Origin of the sequence: Janthinobacterium sp. Ant5-2-1 (assembly GCF_001445815.1) — a bacterium.
In the GTDB taxonomy this organism is placed as follows: Bacteria; Pseudomonadota; Gammaproteobacteria; order Burkholderiales; family Burkholderiaceae_D; genus Janthinobacterium; species Janthinobacterium lividum_E.
Map to the genome: position 1 here is coordinate 1 of NZ_LNCE01000022.1, position 20272 is coordinate 20272.

Consider the following 20272-nt stretch of genomic DNA (forward strand, 5'->3'; position numbering starts at 1 on the left):
GGCCCAGCCCGCCCCGAATCCTCCATTCGCTGCCGCTGCGCGGCAGCCCCGCGCCGCAGGCGCGCGTTCGTGGTTCTAATCAGTTTTTCGACTGAGCCAGCTTTCACAGCACCCAATGCATCAGTCAGTGTCTGAATGACGCAATTGAGCCTCGAGCCCATATCGAAATTTATGGCAATTGAAGCAATACTAACCGGTCAGCATGGTATATAACTAATAGATGCCACTGCACCTGTGACTCACAGAACCAGTGAGCCTTGTGCTCGCCCGAAAACCTCAAAGGAGACTGCTATGCCAAAGTACGTTATTGAGCGTGATATTCCCGGGGCTGGAAAGTTATCAGAGCAAGAACTTCAAGCCATTTCGCAGAAGTCATGCGGTGTCTTAAACAAGATGGGACCGCAAATTCAATGGGTTCAAAGTTATGTTACCGGCGATAAAATCTACTGTATTTACATCGCCGAAAATGAAGGGCTCGTTCGCGAACATGCCCAGCAAGGCGGCTTCCCTGCAAACCGGGTGTCGGAAGTCATATCAGTAATTGACCCGACTACGGCGGAGTAGTGCCGCCCAACAAAGTACTGTAGCTTCGTTCCTGGCGGAGCTTCGCTCTGATAGTGCTGAACGTGGCCAGGCCGTTGCCGCCGCGCGGCAACTTCGCGCGCCGTGGGTGCGCGTTCGAGGTTCTAATCAGATTTCGGCTGAGCCAGCTTTTACAGCACCCAACGCATCAGTGCGTTCCTTCGATCGTGACCTGATCATTTACGCGCAACCGGCCCCTTATCGACCGGCACAAACACTTCCCATTTATGTTGTGGAGTGGGCTTTACGGTCTTGTCGCAATTCACAGCAACATTCGGCCCAGACAGGCCATGGCTCTTCGGAACCCATTTCACCCGCAAAGCTACAGCACATTTCGCCACCAGAATCTTCCGGTTCGGCTCCAATACCTGCCAGCTTGTTCCATTTTTGGAATTCTCGGCAGCCATGAATTTTACTGCTGCATCCCTGATCTCGAACAAGCCATGTATGTCGCCGCGTGTCCGATCCTCGTCAAGCGTGGTGGCGCGTGCCGATGCGACACCGGCGACAAGAAAGCCGACAAGGGCGGTGCACACGTGCTTATTCCATCGTGACGGTAGCAACATATTTACAATCCAGATCGGCATTCCCCACCCTCACAAAATCAAGCCACTTCACCCCGTCGATACACAAATTTCTGACGGCCAATACCCTGCGTAACAAAATCCGCATCCGGCGGTATCGTTTCCCAGAAATATACATGTTTAAAGATGGGAATTTTGTTGAATTTTTTCGAACGGAATATCCATCTGTTTTTCGTGAAATCGCTGTAGCGGTCGCCTTTGAATTGCTTGTGTACGGTGGTGAAAGGAAGCAGTCTTTCCGCAATATCCGGGAAAGAATAATCCGGATGGTTATCCTTGAGTTTCTCGAAAATTTCAAATTGATCTCTGCAGATAACCTGAATGGCCGTTTCCGGGAAGCGATAGCGCGGCGACCACAGGACATTCCAGCCTGATTCGATTTCATTGATAAAATTTACCAGGCGCGGCGTCATGATATAGGCGTCCGATTCGATATGGATGATTTTATCCACGCCTAATTCATTTGCCACTTTGACGGAGTGGAGAAAACTGCGCCACCAGCCCGGGTAGTCGGCCCCGCTTTGCCGTCCCAAATTGTTGTCGAAGCGAATGATGAGGTTTTTGTCGTCATTCGATGCCAGTGGAGCATTATGGGAAACTGTATTGATAATGTCGGCAGGTGGGAGAAATGGTGATGCATCATCGATCATTATCTTCTTTACTGCATTGATTGGAATATCTTCGTAGTAATCGAGCCACCGTTGATACCGGCTTTCCCATGACGGGGCATCTTTTATAAAACTGGTGCAGAATATAATGGCTTTCATTTGTTACGCACATTCCTTGTGTTTGAGAAATCCAGGTGATACATGATCTGATCATTAAAATTTTCAACTATTTTAACAGACTGGAGGCGCCCAAATAACTGAAAGGGCATGCCGGCGATGTGCCCGCTGGCCTGATGGCGCCCACTCGCGACGCCAGCGGTCAAGCATCGGCGCAAGGGGCACGTTTCACAGATGCCGTATCGTCCCCATGCCTCGATCATCGCTGGTTATACTATGTCCATGAAGAGGCTTCCCATGCGCCATCTCCTTACATCCGTGAACCAATGAAAAACACCACCGTCGAATATCGTCATAACTTTCCCCTTGATCCGCTGGACGTTGTTCGCGTGTTCGATCACTCCGGCATCAAGCGGCCCACCAGCAACCTTCCGAGAATCGCGCGCATGTTTGCCGCGCCTTGCCTGGTGCTGTCGGCCTGGGTGGATGGCGAACTTGTGGGGCTGGCCAGGTCGCTCACCGACCATGCGTATTGCTGCTATCTCTCGGACCTGGCGGTAGACAAGCAATACCAGGGCCTGGGTATCGGCAAAGAGCTTGTCAAGCGCACCCAGGCCATCATCGGTGACGAAGTATCCCTGATATTGCTCTCCGCCCCCGATGCCATGTCCTACTATCCGACGCTTGGTTTTGAGCCTGCCGGCAATGCTTTCGTCATTCGGCGCAAACATTGAGTGAGTATTTCGAGGAATTCCTGCACAGTTATGAAACTTGTATACACTCTCGCCGAAGCCTTAATAAAAGACCCTGCTCGCATCGCCAAAACCCAATCCCTCACCCTTGATAACGCCAGGCCCCACATGGGCTTGAAAGGCAGCTACGGCCTGTTCGCCTCTGACGAGTGGTGGGAAAGCATCAAGGCCGGCCGCATCCAGACGCAAACGGTGACGGGCAGGATCGAGCGCACGTATTTCGCGGGCCAGGATAGCCGGCGCGGCGATCAAGTCAACAGTTTTACCTTGCGCCTGGACGATGGCTCGGCAGTCGACGAGAGCATCTACACGCACAGCAAGCACGACATCAAGTTGTTCGTGCCCGGCGCCATGGTGACGATGGTGTATGCGCTGGACGAACTCAAGGCGCAGCCAGCCGCCGACAGCAGTGTCAACGTGGCGCGTATCGTGCTGGAAGGGTACTGCGTCTTGCCGCCACACCCGCTATCTGCACAGAGTTGACCTCGGACAAATTCTGCACTGGAATTCGTTTGACCGCCCCCCGCACCAGGTCTAGAGTCAACAAGGACACTTCAACCGACTGCGTCCCCCATGGCCAAGCCCTTTCCCCTGAATCCCAAGAACCCCGAACGCATCTGCTGGGGTTGCGACAAGTATTGCCCGCCGGATGCCATGCGTTGTGGCAATGGTTCCGAGCGCACGCAGCACCCGATCGAACTGTTTGGCGAAGGCTGGAATGACTGGGGGCTGGCGGCGGCCGACAAGGCCGACAAGGAGCAGGAGAATAAGCCGTGATGGCAACCCCTGCCGCGCATTGACCCGCTACAATTCCTCATCGCATCCGCGCCGAGGAAATACCCATGCAAGAGATACTGTCCCGCTGGCTGGAAAGCAGCGCCGCCGATGTCCAATTGGTCGAACACCCGGCCGTGCACACGATCGCCGAAGCGCTCATCCATGTACCAGCCATGCCTGGCTTGATGGTGAAGAATCTGTTCGTGCGCGACGAGAAGGGGCGCCGGCATTTTCTCGTCATCGTGCCTTTCGACAAGCGTGTCGACCTGGCGGCGCTGGGGCGCTTGCTGCCCGCCAGCAAACTGAGCATGGCCTCGCCCGAACGCCTGCTGCAGCACCTGGGCATCACGCCCGGGTCCGTCAGCCTGTTTGCGCTGATCCACGACAGCGTGTAGGCGGTGGAACTGGTGCTGGACGAGGCCGTGTGGGATGCTGACTCAGTGCAAGCCCACCCGCTGCGCAACACGGCCACGGTGGCGCTGTCGCATGCCACTTTGGTCCGTTTTCTCGCGCATACGGGCCATGTGCCCCGCATTCTGAACGTGCCGGCAGCTATTTAAATAGCGTCTTTCAATGCCCGGTCACGGGCGCGCCGCCGCTGCGCCGTCCCGGGCGGAAACCGTGTTCGCGGGCCGACCAGGCGACAAGGAACCCCAGCAGCAGCAGGCTCACCATCGCCCATGGGAAAGCGTCCGCGCCCCAGGTTTCCAGCAGGGCGCCGCCCACCACGCCCGCGGCCGCAATCGCGCCATTCCACGCCACGACATTCATCGACAAGGCCACGTCGGCACCGCTGCCGGCCGTGTCGGCCAGTGCCGTTTGCAGCAGGGTGGCCGCGCCGCCAAAGCTCAGGCCCCAGACGGCCATGCCCAGGTAGATTACAAAGGGGATGTGCGATGCGAGGCCCAGCACGAGGGCCGTCGCGGCGAACACTGCCAGGCTGGCCAGCACGGTGGCGCGCAGGTGGCGCTCGACCAGCTTGCCCGTGATCCAGATGCCGGCCATGGCGGCGGCGCCGAAGACGAGCAGCACTAGGTCGATTCGCTGCGTCAATCCGGCCGGCGCGACGAACGGGGCGATGTATGTGTAGAGAATGTTGTGGGCCAGCATCCAGGCGATGACGACGGCCAGCACGGGGCGCACGCCCGGCGTCGTGAAGACGCGGCGCAGGGGCAGGCGTTCATGGATGGACTGGCCCGGGTAGTCGGGCACCTTCGCCAGCACCCAGGCGATCAGGATCAATGTCAGTGCAGAAATGATCCAGAACGCGGCGCGCCAGCCGACGAGCGAGCCGAGCAAGGTACCCAGCGGCACCCCCAGGGACAGGGCGACGGGGGCGCCCACCATGGCCAGCGCCAGGGCGCGGCCTTGCTGATGCGGCGCCACCATGCGACGCGCGTAGCCGGCGAGCAAGCTCCACGCCAGCCCGGCCGCCATGCCGGCAAAGAAGCGGGCCGCCAGGGTCAGCCAGTAGTGCGACGATAGGGCCGTGACGGTATTGAACATGAGAAAGCCGATGATGGTCAGCAGCAGCACGTTGCGACGGCGCCAGCCGCGCGTGGCGATGGTGAGCGGAATGGCCGCCAGCAGGGAGCCGAGCGCGTAGGCCGTGACCATTTGCCCGGCCAGCGCGGCGCTGATGTCGAGCCCCGCGCTGATCTGCGGCAGCAAGCCGGCGGGCAAGGTTTCAGTAACGATGCAGATAAAACCCGTCATGGCCAGGGCCAGCAGGCCGGCAACGGGGAGGCGGTCGGCCAGCACTGGGCTGGTTCCGGTAGTGATAGTGGCGTGATTCACGGCAAACATCCTTGTAAAGTAATCGGGCGCAGAAATCCCACGACCGTTATAGCGGTATATATGTATCGATCAGTATAAATATAGGCGATGGCGCGCCGCGTTGTCAACGACTTCTGTATCGAGTAGTATGTAAGTAGCGTATAAGCAGATGAGAAGGAGCGATGGATGGCGCAAATGGGACGGCCGCGCACGTTCGACCGGCAGGCAGCGGTGGAACAGGCCATGTTTTTATTCTGGCAACAGGGGTATGAATCGACGTCCTTGAGCCAGCTCAAGGCGAGCCTGGGCGGCGGCATTTCCGCGCCCAGCTTTTATGCGGCGTTCGGTTCGAAGGAAGCACTGTTCCGCGAGGCGGCGCAATGCTATCTGGACACGTTTGCCCGCGTGACGGAATGCCTGTGGGACGATAGCCTGGCGCCGCGCGCGGCCATTGAGCAGGCCTTGCGCCAGTCGGCCAGCATGCAGTCCGAGCCGGGCCACCCGCCCGGCTGCATGGTGGCGCTCGGCTGCATGAGCGCGCCGACGGCCGAGCATGCGGCCGTGGCCGCACCGCTGACGGCTTCGCGCGCCCGCACGCGCGCCGGCTTCGTGCACTGCGTCAAGCGGGGCATGGCGAGCGGCGAATTGTTAGCAGATACGGATGCAGTGGCGCTGGCGTCCGTCTTCGACAGCTTTTTATCGGGCGTGGCGATCCAGGCCCGCGATGGCGTTGGCTACGCCGTGTTTGGCTCTGCCATTACGCAGGTGATGCGCGTGTGGGATGCCAACCGCTTGACTGCCTAGACTGTAAAGCGAAACTCCAGCACGTCGTCGCCATACTTGTCCGTTTCGCCCGTCGCCGTCCAGCCCAGGTAGCGGTAAAAGCCGTAGGAGCGCGAGGCGGGGTCGCTGGAGCAGCCGAGGAACAGCCGTTGGTGGCCTTGTGCGCGCAACTCCGTCATCACCAATTCCAGCAAGGTCTTGCCTAACCCTAAGCCTTCGAATTCCGGTAGCAGGGCCAGGACGATGATTTCGCCCGAGTCGCGCTCGCCAAAGCAGTAGCCGACCAGCTGGCCGTCGTGATGGCAGACCTGGCCAGGCAGGCTGCCTGAACGCATCATTTCCGCCCAGGTGTCGGCCGTGATACCTACTTCCGCCAGGCGTTCCTCGGGGATGGCGTTTTGCCGCGTCTTGCCGCGCAATGCGATGAAGGCCGGGGTATCTTCTGCCTTGGCTGCATGGAAAGTAATCGATGCTGGGTGTGTCGTCATGTGTTGTTCGATGGTGTCGGATAGTGGATAAGATTATTCCCAGGATTTGCGCATGGTTTGCGCTTGGCGCTGCCAGTCAACTACATTTTTCTTTTCGATGGCTTGCTGGCCGGGATTACCGCTATCGATGATTTCATCCTTGACGATGATCAAGTCGTTTTTTTCATTCAAGCGATATTCACGGTAGCGCTCGCAATCCTGTTCGCGCCGGGCGATGGTGATTAACTTGTTCGCCTGCCATTGATAGCTGTCTTCATAAAAACATTGCGCCGCGCAGCCGCAATTGGGGATGCCGCCTTCGATTCCTTGACCGGTGATGCTGATATCCAGATTCGGAATGGCAGATAATGGCTTGTTGAAACGGTATTGCTTCGCCGGCGCATCCCACAGCCACACATCGGAGCAGCGGATGCGCCCCTGGCTATCCGTGTAGCCGGTCACCCACAGGTCGGCGTGGCCGTCGAAATTCATGTCGACCAGCAGCGCGTGCAAATTGCCCGTGCCGCTGCTGCTGCAACTGCCATTGATCCACTGCTTGCCGGCTTTCAGCTGGTAGGTCTGTTTTTCATCGTGATTCACATAACGGATATCGGCCGCTTGCCGTACTTTGCCTGTCGCGGCTTTCTCCAGGTGCAAGGTGCCACCATAAACTGTGGTGGAAATCAGGGATAAAAGCAGAGCAATCAGTTTCATGGCGATATTCTTGGGCGGGTATTGGGAAGCAATGCCCCGATTGCATCAGGCAGAGAGTGATCATACTGCATGATTCCGCTAATGCGCCACACCGTTTCCTATCGTGCATTCTGCGCGGAACAGTGCTGTGTACAATGCCAAAAAATCTCCGAACAAGGAATTCTGATGACATCCTCTCCCGAATCGTTGAATGAAGCGGGCATCCTCGCTTATAACGATAATAATCATGCCGAGGCGTTCAGGCAATTCGACGCGGCCGCGCGCACCGGCGATCCTGCCGGCCAGCATTTATTGGCCAGCCTGTATTACCAGGGACATGGCGTGACGCAAGACTTGGCGAAAGCGGTGGAATTGTTCACGGCCGCCGCGCAAGCGGGTTTTCCGCCATCGCTGGCCAACCTGGCCCTGATGTATGCGAGCGGTGATGGCGTCGCGCAAGATACGGCGCAAGCGCTCGCGTATGGCCGCCAGGCGGCCGAGGCGGGCGATGGCCAGTCGCAATTCAATCTGGCGCAGGCGTACCGCAAGGGCGATGGCGTGCCGCAAGACTATGCCGAGGCGGCGTTCTGGTACAAGCAGGCGGCCGAGGCCGGTTCCCTGTCGGCGCAGAATGAATACGGCTTGCTGTACGCGCAAGGGCAGGGCGTGGAGCTCGATTACGTGCAGGCGTATGCGTGGATCGCCATGCCGGCCGAGGCGGGCAGCACGCAATCGATCAAGAACCGCGACCAGTTACTGGAAATTCTGACGCCCTCACAGCAGCAGGCGGCGCGTGCGCTGGCGGCCGAGTATGCGGCGCAGTATGGCGTCAATCCCCACTAAAGTAACACCTAACAAAACCTACTGCGCGTCGTAATTTGCGGTCTGCGATGCTCACTGTACCTTCGTACAGTTGCGCTTCTCAACCACAACTTCCTTCCGCTCGCTACGGTTTTGTTAGGCCTTGTTATTGGGATTTCCCAGGCAGCTTGCTTAGCACACCTGCCGCATCGAGCTCGTAGCTGTCGAAATCGCGTGCCAGGAACAGCTTGCCTGAATAGTGCAGCCGCGCTTCCTCTTCCAGTTCGGCCATGCCTTCCGCATGGTGATAGCGGGCGCTGAAGTGGGTGAGGATCAGGTTTGGCAAGCGGACCGCTTCGGCGAACTGCGCCACGCGCTGCACGGAACTGTGCGTGGGGCCGGGGCCCACTTTCTGCAGCATGGCTTCCGTGTAGGTGGCTTCATGTACGAGCAATTGCGCACCGGCGCAGGCGTCCGCCAGCAACGACGGCGTGTCGTTGTCGCCGCCGATTACCACCGTGGCGCGCTGTGTTTCCGTCTGGCGGAAAGCGCCGGCCGCTAGTACCGTGCCATTGTCCAGGATCGCATCCTGGCCCGCCTGCAACAGGCCCCAGGCGGGGCCAGGGGGCACGCCGGCGGCCAGCAGGGCCGGTTTGTCCAGCTTCCACCTGCTCGTTTCCAGCGCAAAACGGTAGCCCACGCTTGGCGCGCGGTGCGACAGCGCATGGCGCTCGATGGTCAGGCCCGCTTCGTCGTACACGACTGGCGCGCTGTCCACGTCGATGTGGATCAGCGGGTACGTCAGGAACAGTTCCGTGTGCAGCAAGGTTGCGTCGATCCACGCCTTGATGGCGGCCGGGGCGATCAGCAGCAAGGGCTTCTTGCGCCCCGTCATCGAGGCGCTGGCCAGCAGGCCCGGCAGCCCATAGCTGTGGTCGCCATGCACGTGGGTGATGCAGATGCCCACCAGGTCGTGCACGGACAGGGGAATACGCTGCAGCCGGTGCTGCGTCGCTTCGCCGCAATCGATCATCCACCAGTCGCGGTTGTGCGTGGTTTGCAGGGCCAGCGACGTGACGTTGCGGTGGCGCGTGGGCACGCCGGAAGACGTGCCGAGAAAAGTCAGTTTGAACATGGGCGCATTATGCGGCAGGGCGGCGGATTTGTGCAGTATCAAGGCAACTTGCCTGCGTCGTGTAGTCGACAAAGCCGTCGCGGCGGCAAAAGCTGGCCAGCTGCATGCCGGCCTGGCGCGCGATACGGATGGCCAGCGAGGTGGGCGCCGAGATGGTGGCGACGAGCCCGATATGCATGCGCGCCGACTTGCGCACCAGTTCATAGCTGGCGCGGCTGGACAGGAAGACGAAGCCGTCGTGCATGGCGATGCGGTGCAGCGCCAGGTAGCCGATCAGTTTATCCAGGCCGTTATGCCGGCCCACATCCTCGAACACTTTCACGATGGCGCCCTCGGCCGTGCACCAGGCGGCGGCATGCACGCCGCCCGTCTTGTGCATCAGCTCCTGGTAAGGCAGCAGTTCGCGCGCGGCGCGCCCGAGGATGGCGCTGCTGGCGACCAGCGGCGGCAAGGGACGCGTGATCTTTTCCGGCACCAGGTCCAGCAGGGCCAGGCTTTCGATGCCGCACACGCCGCAACCGGTGCGCCCGGTCAGCGCGCGGCGGCGGGCCTTGAGCCGCATCAAATCTGGTTGGGCGATGGTCAGCCGCACTTCCGCGCTGTCCTCGCCGCAGCACACGTCGAGGTCGTAGATGTCGCGCACGCTGCCGACGATGCCTTCCGTCAAGGTAAAGCCGACGGCGAATTCCTCGAGGTCGCGCGGCGTGGCCATCATCACCGCGTGGGCGATGCCGTTGTAGACGAGGGCCACGGGATACTCCTCGGCCACCAGGTCGTGGCCCGCCGTGGCCACGCCGGCCTGGTGGCGCACCATGGGAACTTCCAGGTAACCGTCGCGTTCGGTGGTAGTGGTATCAAAGTCCATGCTGTTCTCCCGTTAATTGATTTGATAGCGCGGGCAGGGCCGGATCGAGGGCGGCAGCGGGTCGCCGTTCAATTCCAGCAGCGAGCGTTCCGTTTCCCGCGTCATGGCGTTCAGGGCCAGGCAGTTGGGCGCCAGGCCGAACGGTTCGGCGATCTGCTGCGCGATGGCTTCCAGCGCAAACAGGGTGTAGGCAACAAAGACGGAAATGAGGGGCGTGGCCACGCCGATGGCGTCCACCAGGCCCAACGGCAGCAAGAAACAGTACATATAGACGGTGCGGTGCACCAGCACGCCGTACGGATACGGGATCGGCGTGTTCTTGATGCGCTCGCAGCCGGCCACGGTGGCGGCCAGATCGTTGAGCTGGGTGTCGAGCATCCACAGCAACTGCGTCTGGCCCGGCTGGCGCTGCACGGCGTCGTACAGCATGGCGCGTACCGAATGGAGCACGGCGACGGGCTTGAAGTTGACGCCTTGCAAGCGCTGCACTTCCTCGGCCGGCAGGTAGCGTGCCAGGTCTGCCTGCGGGTCCGTCTGGCGCAACTGGTGCTTGAGCGCGTAGACGAAGGCGACCAGGCGGCGCAGCAGAAATTCGCGGTCCAGGCCGCTCGTTTCCTGCGGCAGATACGTGAGCGCCTGCGAAGCCAGGGCGCGCGCGGCGATCAGCAATTGCCCCCAGATATGCCGCGCCTCGACAAAGCGCGCATAGCTGGCGTTGTTGCGAAAGCCGAGGAAGATCGCCAGGCTGATGCCGACCATGGGAAACGGCGCCGTATCGAGCGGAATCTTGACGCCGAAGATACGGCCATCCGTCAGCAAGGCCAGCGAACTGACGACCAGCATCAGCAGCAATTGCGGGATGATGGCTTGCAGCACCGAGCCATCCCAGACGAACAGCATGCGAAACCAGTTGGTGGTGGGGCGGATAATCATGATGGAATGCGCATGCCGTGCTGCCGGTTAATGTTTCCGGGGCACGACTTTGCCCTCGAAGACGTAGTATTGGAACAGGTTGTAGCCGACCATGATCGGCAGCATGGAACCCATGCCGATCAGCATGAAGATCAGGGTAGGCTCATCGGAGGCGGCCGCCGCGATGCTCAGCTTGCCCGGCACCAGGTCGGGGAAAAAGCTGATGGCCAGGCCCGCGAACGAGGCCAGGAACAGCACGATGGCGCCGCGGAATGGTCCGCGCACGCCATTCACGTGCACGGCCCACAGGATATAAATAAAAGCGCTGGCGGCGATAGCGGCCAGGGCCAGCAGCACGCCGAACACGCCCGGCTGCGCCCAGCGGTCGTGGCCGATGGCGCTGAAGACCATGGTGCCGGCCGACAGCACGATGGCGGCCGCGACAGTCGCCAGCACGCTGGCCGTCGCGTAGCGGCGCGCCGCCGCTTCCAGCTGGCCGCCCGTCTTCTTGATCAGGTAGGTGCTGCCTAGCAGGCAATAGCCGGCCACCACGCCCAGCGCCGTGCACGCCGTGAAGATGCCGCTCAGCCAGCCCGGCTGTAGACCCGTGATGACTTCGCCCAGCACCACGCCTTGCGCCACGGCGGCCAGCAGGCTGCCCACGCCGAAGACCAGGTCCCACTGGCGCTTCCTGCCGGCCGCATGGCGGAACTCGATCGAGGCACCGCGCATGATCAGGCTGGCGATCAGCAGCATGATGGGGATGTACAGCTGTTCCAGCAACGTGGCGTAAGCGCTGGGAAAGGCGCCGAACAGGGCGCCGCCCACCACCACCAGCCAGGTTTCGTTGGCGTCCCACACGTGCTCGATGGACTGGAAGATCAGGTTGCGTTCCTGTTCGCGGCGGGTGAACAGGCTGAGGATGCCCACGCCCAGGTCGAAACCGTCCGTGACCACGTAAAAGATCAGCATCAGGCCGATCAGGCCGAACCATGCATTGCCCAGCATGGCGTGCGAATTCATCTCCATTACAAACTCCTTGATTGGTAGCGGCGCATTTCAGTAGCCCACGGCATGGGCAGCGTCCGGCAGCGGCAGCGCCACGTCCGGGCCTTGTTGCAGCCATTTCTTGGCAAACACAAAAAACGTAGCGAACAGCACGACGTAAAACACGAAGAACATCAGCATGCTGCCGGCCACGGCATGGGCCGCCACGTCGGAGACGGCGTCGCGCGTGCGCAGCAGGCCGTACACGACCCACGGCTGGCGTCCCACTTCGCGCACGATCCAGCCGCACTCGACGGCGATGTAGGGCAGCGGTATCGTCAGCACCCAGGCCAGCAGCAGCTTGCGATTGCGTACGAACTCTTCCACCCGTCCGCCCACCTTGCGCCAGACCACGAAGGTCCAGAACGACAGCAGCACGAACCACATGCCGATGCCGGCCATGGCGCGAAACGCGTAGTACAGCAGCGGCAGCATGGGCGGCTGGTCTTCGCGGGCGATGTCGGCCAGGCCCGTGATCTTGCCCGTCGCGCTATGCGTGGCGATCACGCTGAGCATGCCGGGCACTTCGATGGACCAGTCATTCTTTTGCTCGGCCTGGTTGGGCCAGGCCAGCAGGGACCAGGCCGCACCCTCGCCATCGCGGTTCGTGTGCCAGTGGCCTTCGATGGCCGCGCCCTTGGCGGGCTGGGTCTTGAAGACATCGACGCCGCTCGAATCGCCGAGCCAGACCTGCAACGGTGCGATGATGAGCAGCAGCATCAGCGCCAGCTTGAACGAGCGGGCGAAGAAGGCCGGTTCGCGGCGCTTGAACATATACCAGGCGGAAATGCCGGCGATGACGAACAAGCCCGTTTCCACGGCGGCCACCCACATGTGGCCCACGGCCCAGGCCATGTCGGGATTGAAGATGGCGGCCACGTAATCGGTGACGATGATCTTGCCGTCGACCACGCGCACGCCGGCGGGCGTCTGCATCCAGGAATTGGCGACCATGATCCAGAACGAGGAAATGCTGGAACCGAGCGCCACCATGCCGGTGGCAAACAGGTGCACGCCCTTCGGTACGCGGCCCCAGCCGAACATCATGACGCCGATGAAGCCCGCTTCCAGCATGAAGGCCATGGCACCCTCGAAGCCGAGGATGTTGCCGATGAACTGGCCCGAGTGGTGCGAGAACGGCGCCCAGTTGGTGCCGAACTGGAACTCGAGGGGAATCCCGCTGACGACGCCGACGGCAAAGTTCAGCACCAGCAGCTTGCTCCAGAAGCGCGCGTGGCGGTAGTAGACGGGGTCGCTGGTGCGTAGCCACAGCGCCTCGACAACGAACAGGAACAGCGACAGGCTGATCGTCAATATGGGCCACAGGATGTGGAAGATGGCCGTCATCGCAAATTGCGCGCGCGACAGGTCCAGGGTATCGAAACCGAACATGGCGTTCTCCTGATCAGCTGAGGGCGGCCGAAGGCGACAGCAGCACGGGGATGGATTTGAAGGTCGGCGTGCGCGAACCTTCACCCACGCTGTCGAGCGGCACCAGCGGATTGGTTTCCGGGTAGTAGGCGCCGATGCAGCCGCGCGGGATGTCGTACTCGACCAGCAGGAAGCGGTCGGCGCGGCGGGCTATGCCGTCATGCCACACGCCGATCAAGTCGACCCAGTCGCCGGCCGCAAAGCCCAGCATGGCCAGGTCGTCCTTGTTGATGAAGACCACGCGGCGCTGGCCGAACACGCCGCGGTAGCGGTCGTCCATGGCGTAGATCGTCGTGTTGTACTGGTCGTGCGAACGCGTGGTCATCAGCACCATCAGGCGCTCGCCATATTGCTGGCGTGCACGGTGGATCGGTGTGTCCAGTTCGATGGCGTTGACGAGGAATTGCGCCTTGCCGCTGTCCGTTTTCCATACCCGCTCGCGCGAGGCGATTTTCAGGTGGAAACCGCCCGGTTTGGCCACGCGCAAGTTGTAGTCGAAAAAGTCGTCAAAAACTTGTTCGATGGAATCGCGCAGCAGCGCATAGTTGCCGGCATAGCGCAGCCAGTCGATCTTTTCGCTGCCGATGGTCGCTTGCGCCATGCCGGCCACGATGGCGATTTCCGAACGCAGATTGGGTGAAGCGGGCTGGTTCATGCCAAACGAGATATGCACCATGCTCATCGAGTCTTCCACCGTCACGCCTTGCGCCACGCCCTGCTGCACGTCGATTTCCGTGCGGCCCAGGGTGGGCAGGATCAATGCATCCTTGCCGTGCACGAGGTGGCTGCGGTTGAGCTTGGTGGCGATGTGCACGGTCAGGTCGCACGAGCGCAGCGCGCTCCACGTGCGCGGCGTGTCCGGCGTGGCCATCGAGAAATTGCCACCGAGCGCGACAAACACTTTGACTTTTTTTTCCAGCATGGCTGCTATCGTGCCGACGGCGTCGTAGCCGTGGTGGCGCGGCGGCTCGAAGTTGAAGACGAGGCCCAGGCGGTCGAGGAATTCCTTGGTCGGCTGTTCCTCGATGCCCATGGTGCGGTCACCCTGTACGTTCGAGTGGCCGCGCACGGGGCACAGGCCCGCGCCGCGCTTGCCGATATTGCCGCGCATCATCATCAAGTTCGACAGGATTTGCACGGTGGCCAGCGAATTCTTGTGCTGCGTCACGCCCATGCCCCAGGTGGCGATGACGGCCTTGCCCTTCACGTAGATCTGCGTGAGCTCTTCGATCTTGTCGCGCGCCACGCCCGATTCGGCCAGCAGCAAGTCCCAGCTTTCCGCGCGCAGGTCGGCCGCGAACGCGTCGAAGCCCGTCGTGTGTTCGGCGATGAAGGCGCAGTCGAGCACGCGCTCCTGGCCGTGGGCGATGGCGTCGTCATCGAGCTCGACGATGCGCTTGGCCATGGCCTTGATCAGCGCGAAGTCGCCGCCCAGGGTCGGGCAGATGAACAGCGAGCAAATGTTCGTGCTGCCGCCCGTCAGCATTTCCAGCGGGTGCTGGGGGCTCGTGAAGCGCTCCAGGCCCCGTTCGTGCAATGGGTTGATGGAAACAATGGTGGCGCCACGGCGCGACGCTTCGCGCAATTCTCCCAGCATGCGCGGGTGGTTGGTGGCCGGATTCTGGCCGAACAAGAGCAAGGTATCGGCATGCTCGAAGTCGTCGAGCAGCACCGTGCCCTTGCCGATGCCCACGGTTTCCGGCAAGCCACGGCTGGTCGCTTCGTGGCACAGGTTGGAGCAATCGGGGAAATTGTTGGTGCCGTAGGCGCGCACGAACAGCTGATACAGGAAAGCGGCTTCGTTGCTGGCGCGGCCAGACGTATAGAAGGCGGCCTGGTTCGGGTCGTCCAGCGCGTGCAGGTGGTGCGCCACGAGGGCGAACGCGTCGTCCCAGGAAATGGCCTGGTATTTGTCGCTGGCAGAGTCGTACACCATGGGGTCCGTCAAACGGCCATGTTGTTCCAGATCATAGTCCGACTGCTCCATCAGTTCGGTGACCGTGTGCTCCTGGAAAAACTCGGGGCGCACGCGCTTGCTCGTCGATTCGGCGGCCACGGCCTTGACGCCGTTTTCGCAGAATTCAAACGTCGACGCGTGTTCGCGGTCGGGCCAGGCGCAGCCGGGACAGTCGAAACCATCGGGCTGGTTTTGCTCGAACAGCGAGCGGTAATTGCCCGCGCTGACTTTTTCCTTGAACAGATTGATGGCCACGTACTTGAGGGCACCCCAACCGGCCGCGGCATGGGTGTAGGGCGCGATGCGCGCGTCGGACTTTGGCTTGCTCATGATGACTCTCCTGGTGATATGCGATGGGACAATCACATGGTAGGGGCGGCGGCTTGCCCCGTAGGCGCACAGTTCCGGCTAAAAAAACAGAGTACAGATGGCAAGACGACGATGCCGGTCGCGCCGGCGCCGGCCGTGATTTATGATGAGGACAAGGAGAAAGAACATGCACAAGGAAGACAAGGAAGAGGGAATCGACGCGGCGCTGATCGCGCTGCTGGCACTGCTGTGGGAAGCACGGCAGGAGGCGCCGGAAAAACCGTGGTCACTGGCCAAGCTGGCCAAGCGGGCAGGAATACAGATGAGTACTTTGCTGCGCCAGCTCAATGCGCTGTCCAGTGCGGGACTGGTGACAGTCGCCACGGCGGAGAGCGGCGGCGACAGCGCTTCGCTGAGTACGGCGGGCGCCGAGCTGTGCGCCAGCGTGTTCGCGCCACCAGGAGAGTAAAGCCGAATCTGTACTCTATCGCCTGGCGCCGGACTGTACCTCCTTGAGTGCCTGCTTTCGTCCTATGCTACTTCCAGACGAACGCACATCAAGGGGAAGCACAATGAACACCATCAGGTATCCGCAGCCAGACCATAGTGAACCGTGCGTGGACGTGCTGGGCCGCCCCCTGACGGACTTGCGTATTTCCGTCATCGACCAGTGCAATTTCCGCTGCACCTATTGCATGCCGGCCGAGCTGTACCCCAGCGATTACCCGTTTCTGCCATCGAGCGAGCGCCTGTCCTTCGACCAGATTGAAACGATGGCGCGCGCCTTCGTGCGCCTTGGCGTGAATAAAATCCGCATCACGGGTGGCGAGCCGCTGCTGCGCAAGAACCTGGAGCAGTTGATCGAGCGTCTGGCGCGGCTCACCACGCCGGACGGGCGCGCCGTGAGCATCGCGCTGACGACGAATGGCAGCTTGCTGGCGGCCAAGGCGCGTTCGCTGAAGGATGCGGGTCTGGAGCGGGTCACCGTCAGCCTCGACAGTCTCGATAACGGCATCTTCCAGCGCATGAATGGCGTCGATTTTCCCGTCGAGAAAGTGCTGCACGGCATAGAGGTGGCACAAACCGTGGGTTTGAACCCCGTGAAGGTCAACATGGTCGTGCAGAAAGGCGTCAACGATAGCCAGATCGTGCCGCTGGCGCGCCATTTTCGACACACGGGCGTGAACTTGCGCCTGATCGAATTCATGGATGTGGGCGGCATCGGCGCCTGGTCGCGCACGCACGTCGTCACGTCCGAGGCGGCACGCGCGCTGATCGCGGCCGAGTTCCCCCTCGTGCCGCTGGCCGAAGGCAAGCCTGTCTTGCACGAAACGGCCAGCCGCTACCGCTATCTTGATGGCGGCGGCGAAGTGGGTTTCATTTCCAGCGTGTCGCAGCCGTTCTGCGGCGACTGCAGCAGGGTGCGCGTCTCGTCCGATGGCAAGCTGTTTACCTGCCTGTTCGCCCAGGACGGCCTCGACCTGCGGCCCCATCTGGACTCCGCGCAAGGCCTGGAAGCCCTGCTGCGCCAGCACTGGCAGCGCCGTGGCGACCGCTATTCGGAAGTGCGCGGCGCCCTGGACCAGCTTGGCGGGCGCAAGCAATATCCCACCGTGCGCATGTCGCTGGTGGGCGGGTGAGTGGTCTAGAGAAATTCGGTGATGAGTTTGCCGAGCAGAATAATGGCTTGCTCGACGTCCACGCTCCACGGATAGCTGTAGTTGAGGCGAATGCAATGCTTGTAGGCCTGGCTGACGGAAAACATGCGTCCCGGACCCACCGTAATCTTGCATTCCAGCGCGCGCCGGTACAGCTGCATGGAGTCTATGTCGCCGGGCAATTCCACCCACAGCACGTAGCCGCCCTGCGGATGCGAGATTTTCGTCCCGGTAGGAAAGAAGCGCAGTACGGCAGCCGCCATGATGCGCGCCTGCTGGGCATAGGCCTTGCGGGTGCGGCGCAGATGCTGTTCATAGCCATCGTTTTGCAGGTATTCGGCAATCGCCAGCTGCGGAAACGAGGACGTGGCCAGGGTGTTGAGGAATTTGAGTTCCTCCACCTTGCCCCGGTAGCGCCCGGCCAAGGCCCAGCCCACGCGCTGGGCGGAACTGAGGCTCTTGGAAAACGAGGAGCAGTGCAGCACCATGCCCTTGCGGTCGTACGACTTGAGCGACGATGGATGGGCGTCGCCGTAATACAGTTCGTTGTAGACGCCGTTTTCGATGGCGGGCACCTCGTGTTGCTCCAGCAGCTGGACCAGGGCCCGCTTGCGCTGGTCGGACATCTGGAAGCCCAGCGGATTCTGGAAGTTCGGCATCACCATGACGGCGGCGATGGGCTGGCGCGCCATGATGTCGGCCAGCGCTTCGACGCTGATGCCGTCGTACGGATCGGTGGACACTTCCACCACCTTCATGCCCAGCCGTTCGACGGCCATCAGCATGGCATAGAAGGTGGGCGATTCGACGGCGATGGTGTCGCCCGGCTTGGCCACGGCTTGCAGGCACAGGTTGATCGCTTCCGTGGCGCCCACGGTGACGATGATTTCATCGGGATCGATGGCCAGGCCGTTTTCCATGTAGCGGCGGGCGATTTCGCGGATCAGTTGCGGGTTGCCCGGCGGCAGATCGTCCGTCACGTTCCACGCGCGGTTGCGGCGCGCCACGGCGCCCGCATACTGGTTGATGCGTTCCCAGGGAAACAGCGACGGATCGGGGTAGGGCGAGCCCAGCGGGATCGCGTCATGCAAGCCGATCGAGCGCAAGGTCGACAGCACCAGGCGGCTGACGTGCACTTCCGCCGGCACGGTACTGGGCTGGGAGGCCTGCATGCACAGGTCCGCAGTCTGCGCATCGCCGGCGCGGGCGCGCACGAAGTAGCCGGACTGGGGCCGGCTTTCGATCACGCCCATGCTTTCTAGCTTGACGTAGGCGCGCAGCACCGTGGTGATGCTCAGCTTGTGCTGCTGGCTGGTCTGGCGCACGGAGGGTATGCGTTCGCCGGGCAAGAGCACGCCCTTGGCCACCAGTTGCTCGATGTCGCCGACGAGCTTTTCATACAGTTTCATGCAATGGTATCCATTCTTTGATTCTTGCTCTACGTCATTGCATTATCGTCCAATTCATGACTACCTATAGTTACAGTTATCGCATGTTGCCTAAATGAAACTGCCATCCGGCACTTCTGGTTTAAGATCCACCTTGAAAACGAAAAAAGGAACATTGGTCATGGCAATTCCACAAAGCATGTTGTCTGTCGTCGCGCGCGACGAAGTGCATTTGCAGTTCAATGTGAAGGCCGGCGTCGATATGCGGCAATTGTTCAAGCTGCTGGGCAAGCTGTGGGAATCCGAAGTCACGGGCATCCTCGACCCCACCTTGAACCGCCACCATCAGTTGACGGGCGGCACGGCCAATGTGGTGCTGGGATTCAAGCCCGAGCTGTGGCGCGCCGCTTGCCCCGGCTGCGTGCCGGACAACATGGCGTCGTTCACGCAAGACCTGGTGGGCGCCAACGGCAAGACGGCGCCGGCCACCCAGCACGATTTCTGGGTCTGGATCACGCAGTCGAACGCGGCCACCTTGTATGACAGCATGCGCACGACGCTCACCTTGCTGAGCCCGTTCGCCGAGCTGGCCAGCGAGCAGGTGTGTTTTCCGTATCACAATAACGTGACCTTCGACGGCTTTGCCGACGGCGTCGCCAACCCGAATCCGTTCCGCGCCAATGGCGTGGCCATCATTCCGGACGGCGAGGCGGGCGCGGGCGGTTCGACCGTGCTGCTGCAGAAATGGCGCATGGACGTGGAGCGCCTGCGCGCCTTGCCCGTGCACGCGGCCGAGCAGGTATGGGGCCGCACCAAGGCCGGCAGCCATGAATTGTCGCCGCTGCCCGTCGATTCCCACGTGGGCCGCAACCAATTCATCCGCGATGGCGAGGAAGTCGACATCGTGCGCCGCAATGCCAATTACGCCAGTGCCGGCGAGGCGGGCGTCATGTTTGTCGGTTTCTGCAAGGACATCACGGTGACCATGGGCATGCTGCGGCAAATGTACGGCGTAGGCTATGATGGCGTCACCAAGACGGACAGGCTGCTGGATTTTTCCACGGCGCTGTCGTCGGCGATCTATTTCGTGCCCAGCATCGATGCCTTGCTGGCCGTGGGCATTTCGCCGGCGGATCCCGGCTAAGGGCCGCCCCGGCGGTTCCGATTTTTACTTTTATTAGGAGTTTTCCATGCGTATTCGTCCCGCCACATTGCTGTCCGCCCTGATCTTCGGCAGCGTCGTCTTCAGCGCTTCCGCTTCCGCCGTCGGCCTGGGTTTCCTGGCCGATACGCCGATGGCTTACCTGAACAAGAACGACAAGCCCGTCTTCGTGAAGGCCGTCACCGACGTGCTCAATGACAAGAAGGATGGCGAAACCGTGCAATGGAGCAATGAAGGCTTGCGCAATTCCGTGCGCATCGCCGCCGAAATCACGGCCAGCGACACGGAAAAGACGGATGCGCAAACCTGCCGCAAGGTGCAGGTGGGCTTGAGCGCCAAGGGCCAGGAACAGACGCTCAAGCTGAAGGTCTGCAAGGCCGGCACGGCCGCGTGGAAAGTGGCGAAGAGCTGATCGTCCGTGTTGTTCCCTTGCCGGCTCTGCACCGGCAAGGTGCGACTTTCTCATAA

Annotated in this window: 23 protein-coding genes; 11 read left to right on the forward strand and 12 right to left on the reverse strand. The window is 61.3% G+C overall.

Features of this window, described 5'->3' with window-relative positions:
- The first annotated feature begins 291 nt into the window (after nt 1-291).
- Entirely contained in the window at nt 292-564 is a 273-nt protein-coding gene (locus tag ASN89_RS08290; protein ID WP_046682377.1) for a DUF4242 domain-containing protein, read from the forward strand.
- A gap of 194 nt (nt 565-758) precedes the next feature.
- Here ASN89_RS08290 and ASN89_RS28650 read toward each other — a convergent pair whose 3' ends face one another.
- Both ASN89_RS28650 and ASN89_RS08295 read right to left on the reverse strand, forming a co-directional pair.
- A complete protein-coding gene (locus ASN89_RS28650; RefSeq protein WP_152988514.1) occupies nt 759-1169 on the reverse strand; it encodes a hypothetical protein in 411 nt (136 codons plus the stop codon).
- A 17-nt stretch (nt 1170-1186) separates the two neighbouring features.
- Nucleotides 1187-1933, reverse strand: coding sequence for a hypothetical protein (locus ASN89_RS08295; protein WP_138828871.1), 747 nt, complete (start codon nt 1931-1933; stop codon nt 1187-1189).
- Between the two features lie 284 nt (nt 1934-2217).
- Between ASN89_RS08295 and ASN89_RS08300 the strand changes: the two genes are divergently transcribed.
- From ASN89_RS08300 to ASN89_RS08315, 4 genes are all read left to right on the forward strand, one after another.
- Complete coding sequence (locus ASN89_RS08300; RefSeq protein ID WP_058048950.1) at nt 2218-2625, forward strand: GNAT family N-acetyltransferase; 408 nt, start codon at nt 2218-2220, stop codon at nt 2623-2625.
- 126 nt (nt 2626-2751) lie between these two features.
- Nucleotides 2752-3126, forward strand: coding sequence for a hypothetical protein (locus ASN89_RS08305; RefSeq protein ID WP_235501911.1), 375 nt, complete (start codon nt 2752-2754; stop codon nt 3124-3126).
- A 90-nt stretch (nt 3127-3216) separates the two neighbouring features.
- Nucleotides 3217-3420, forward strand: coding sequence for a DUF3079 domain-containing protein (locus ASN89_RS08310; protein WP_034759072.1), 204 nt, complete (start codon nt 3217-3219; stop codon nt 3418-3420).
- Nucleotides 3421-3485: 65 nt separating this feature from the next.
- On the forward strand, nt 3486-3815 hold the full coding sequence (locus ASN89_RS08315) for a YbaK/EbsC family protein (protein ID WP_058048952.1): 330 nt from the start codon (nt 3486-3488) through the stop codon (nt 3813-3815).
- A 175-nt stretch (nt 3816-3990) separates the two neighbouring features.
- Here the strand turns inward: ASN89_RS08315 and ASN89_RS08320 are convergent, their stop codons facing one another.
- A complete protein-coding gene (locus tag ASN89_RS08320) occupies nt 3991-5226 on the reverse strand; it encodes an MFS transporter (protein ID WP_058048953.1) in 1236 nt (411 codons plus the stop codon).
- Nucleotides 5227-5382: 156 nt separating this feature from the next.
- Here ASN89_RS08320 and ASN89_RS08325 point away from each other — a divergent pair, with 156 nt between their 5' ends.
- A complete protein-coding gene (locus ASN89_RS08325) occupies nt 5383-6000 on the forward strand; it encodes a TetR/AcrR family transcriptional regulator (protein ID WP_058048954.1) in 618 nt (205 codons plus the stop codon).
- Here the strand turns inward: ASN89_RS08325 and ASN89_RS08330 are convergent.
- Nucleotides 5997-6467 (reverse strand): GNAT family N-acetyltransferase, encoded by a 471-nt coding sequence (locus tag ASN89_RS08330; protein ID WP_058048955.1) that lies wholly within the window; start codon nt 6465-6467, stop codon nt 5997-5999. The two genes, ASN89_RS08325 and ASN89_RS08330, sit on opposite strands and share 4 nt — an antisense overlap.
- 33 nt (nt 6468-6500) lie before the next feature.
- Nucleotides 6501-7160, reverse strand: coding sequence for an XAC2610-related protein (locus tag ASN89_RS08335; RefSeq protein WP_058048956.1), 660 nt, complete (start codon nt 7158-7160; stop codon nt 6501-6503).
- A 165-nt stretch (nt 7161-7325) separates the two neighbouring features.
- Between ASN89_RS08335 and ASN89_RS08340 the strand changes: the two genes are divergently transcribed.
- Nucleotides 7326-7982 carry a tetratricopeptide repeat protein gene (locus tag ASN89_RS08340; RefSeq protein ID WP_161911761.1) on the forward strand — a complete coding sequence of 219 codons (657 nt, stop codon included), beginning with the start codon at nt 7326-7328 and terminating at the stop codon, nt 7980-7982.
- 124 nt (nt 7983-8106) lie between these two features.
- Here ASN89_RS08340 and ASN89_RS08345 read toward each other — a convergent pair whose 3' ends face one another.
- Genes ASN89_RS08345 through ASN89_RS08370 form a run of 6 tightly spaced genes read right to left on the reverse strand, consistent with a single transcriptional unit; the run spans nt 8107 to nt 15617 of the window.
- The gene (locus ASN89_RS08345) at nt 8107-9075 is read right to left on the reverse strand and encodes a ribonuclease Z (RefSeq protein WP_058048982.1); all 969 of its coding nucleotides are present in this window, start codon (nt 9073-9075) and stop codon (nt 8107-8109) included.
- Between the two features lie 7 nt (nt 9076-9082).
- Nucleotides 9083-9940, reverse strand: a complete 858-nt coding sequence (gene fdhD / locus ASN89_RS08350) for a formate dehydrogenase accessory sulfurtransferase FdhD (protein WP_058048958.1) — start codon at nt 9938-9940, stop codon at nt 9083-9085.
- A 12-nt stretch (nt 9941-9952) separates the two neighbouring features.
- Nucleotides 9953-10873: a bestrophin family protein gene (locus ASN89_RS08355; protein ID WP_058048959.1), complete on the reverse strand. Its 921-nt coding sequence runs from the start codon at nt 10871-10873 to the stop codon at nt 9953-9955.
- A 27-nt stretch (nt 10874-10900) separates the two neighbouring features.
- On the reverse strand, nt 10901-11881 hold the full coding sequence (locus tag ASN89_RS08360; protein ID WP_058048960.1) for a cytochrome d ubiquinol oxidase subunit II: 981 nt from the start codon (nt 11879-11881) through the stop codon (nt 10901-10903).
- A gap of 30 nt (nt 11882-11911) precedes the next feature.
- Nucleotides 11912-13291: a cytochrome ubiquinol oxidase subunit I gene (locus ASN89_RS08365; RefSeq protein ID WP_058048961.1), complete on the reverse strand. Its 1380-nt coding sequence runs from the start codon at nt 13289-13291 to the stop codon at nt 11912-11914.
- A gap of 13 nt (nt 13292-13304) precedes the next feature.
- The gene (locus tag ASN89_RS08370; RefSeq protein ID WP_058048962.1) at nt 13305-15617 is read right to left on the reverse strand and encodes an FdhF/YdeP family oxidoreductase; all 2313 of its coding nucleotides are present in this window, start codon (nt 15615-15617) and stop codon (nt 13305-13307) included.
- Nucleotides 15618-15783: 166 nt separating this feature from the next.
- Here ASN89_RS08370 and ASN89_RS08375 point away from each other — a divergent pair, with 166 nt between their 5' ends.
- Both ASN89_RS08375 and moaA read left to right on the forward strand, forming a co-directional pair.
- Nucleotides 15784-16065 (forward strand): helix-turn-helix domain-containing protein, encoded by a 282-nt coding sequence (locus ASN89_RS08375; protein ID WP_058048963.1) that lies wholly within the window; start codon nt 15784-15786, stop codon nt 16063-16065.
- A 103-nt stretch (nt 16066-16168) separates the two neighbouring features.
- Nucleotides 16169-17236 (forward strand): GTP 3',8-cyclase MoaA, encoded by a 1068-nt coding sequence (gene moaA, locus ASN89_RS08380; protein WP_058048964.1) that lies wholly within the window; start codon nt 16169-16171, stop codon nt 17234-17236.
- Nucleotides 17237-17241: 5 nt separating this feature from the next.
- Here the strand turns inward: moaA and ASN89_RS08385 are convergent, their stop codons facing one another.
- Entirely contained in the window at nt 17242-18663 is a 1422-nt protein-coding gene (locus tag ASN89_RS08385; RefSeq protein ID WP_058048965.1) for a PLP-dependent aminotransferase family protein, read from the reverse strand.
- Nucleotides 18664-18823: 160 nt separating this feature from the next.
- Between ASN89_RS08385 and ASN89_RS08390 the strand changes: the two genes are divergently transcribed.
- Nucleotides 18824-19786 (forward strand): Dyp-type peroxidase, encoded by a 963-nt coding sequence (locus tag ASN89_RS08390; protein ID WP_058048966.1) that lies wholly within the window; start codon nt 18824-18826, stop codon nt 19784-19786.
- Between the two features lie 46 nt (nt 19787-19832).
- On the forward strand, nt 19833-20216 hold the full coding sequence (locus tag ASN89_RS08395; RefSeq protein ID WP_046682396.1) for a hypothetical protein: 384 nt from the start codon (nt 19833-19835) through the stop codon (nt 20214-20216).
- The last annotated feature ends 56 nt before the right edge of the window (nt 20217-20272 follow it).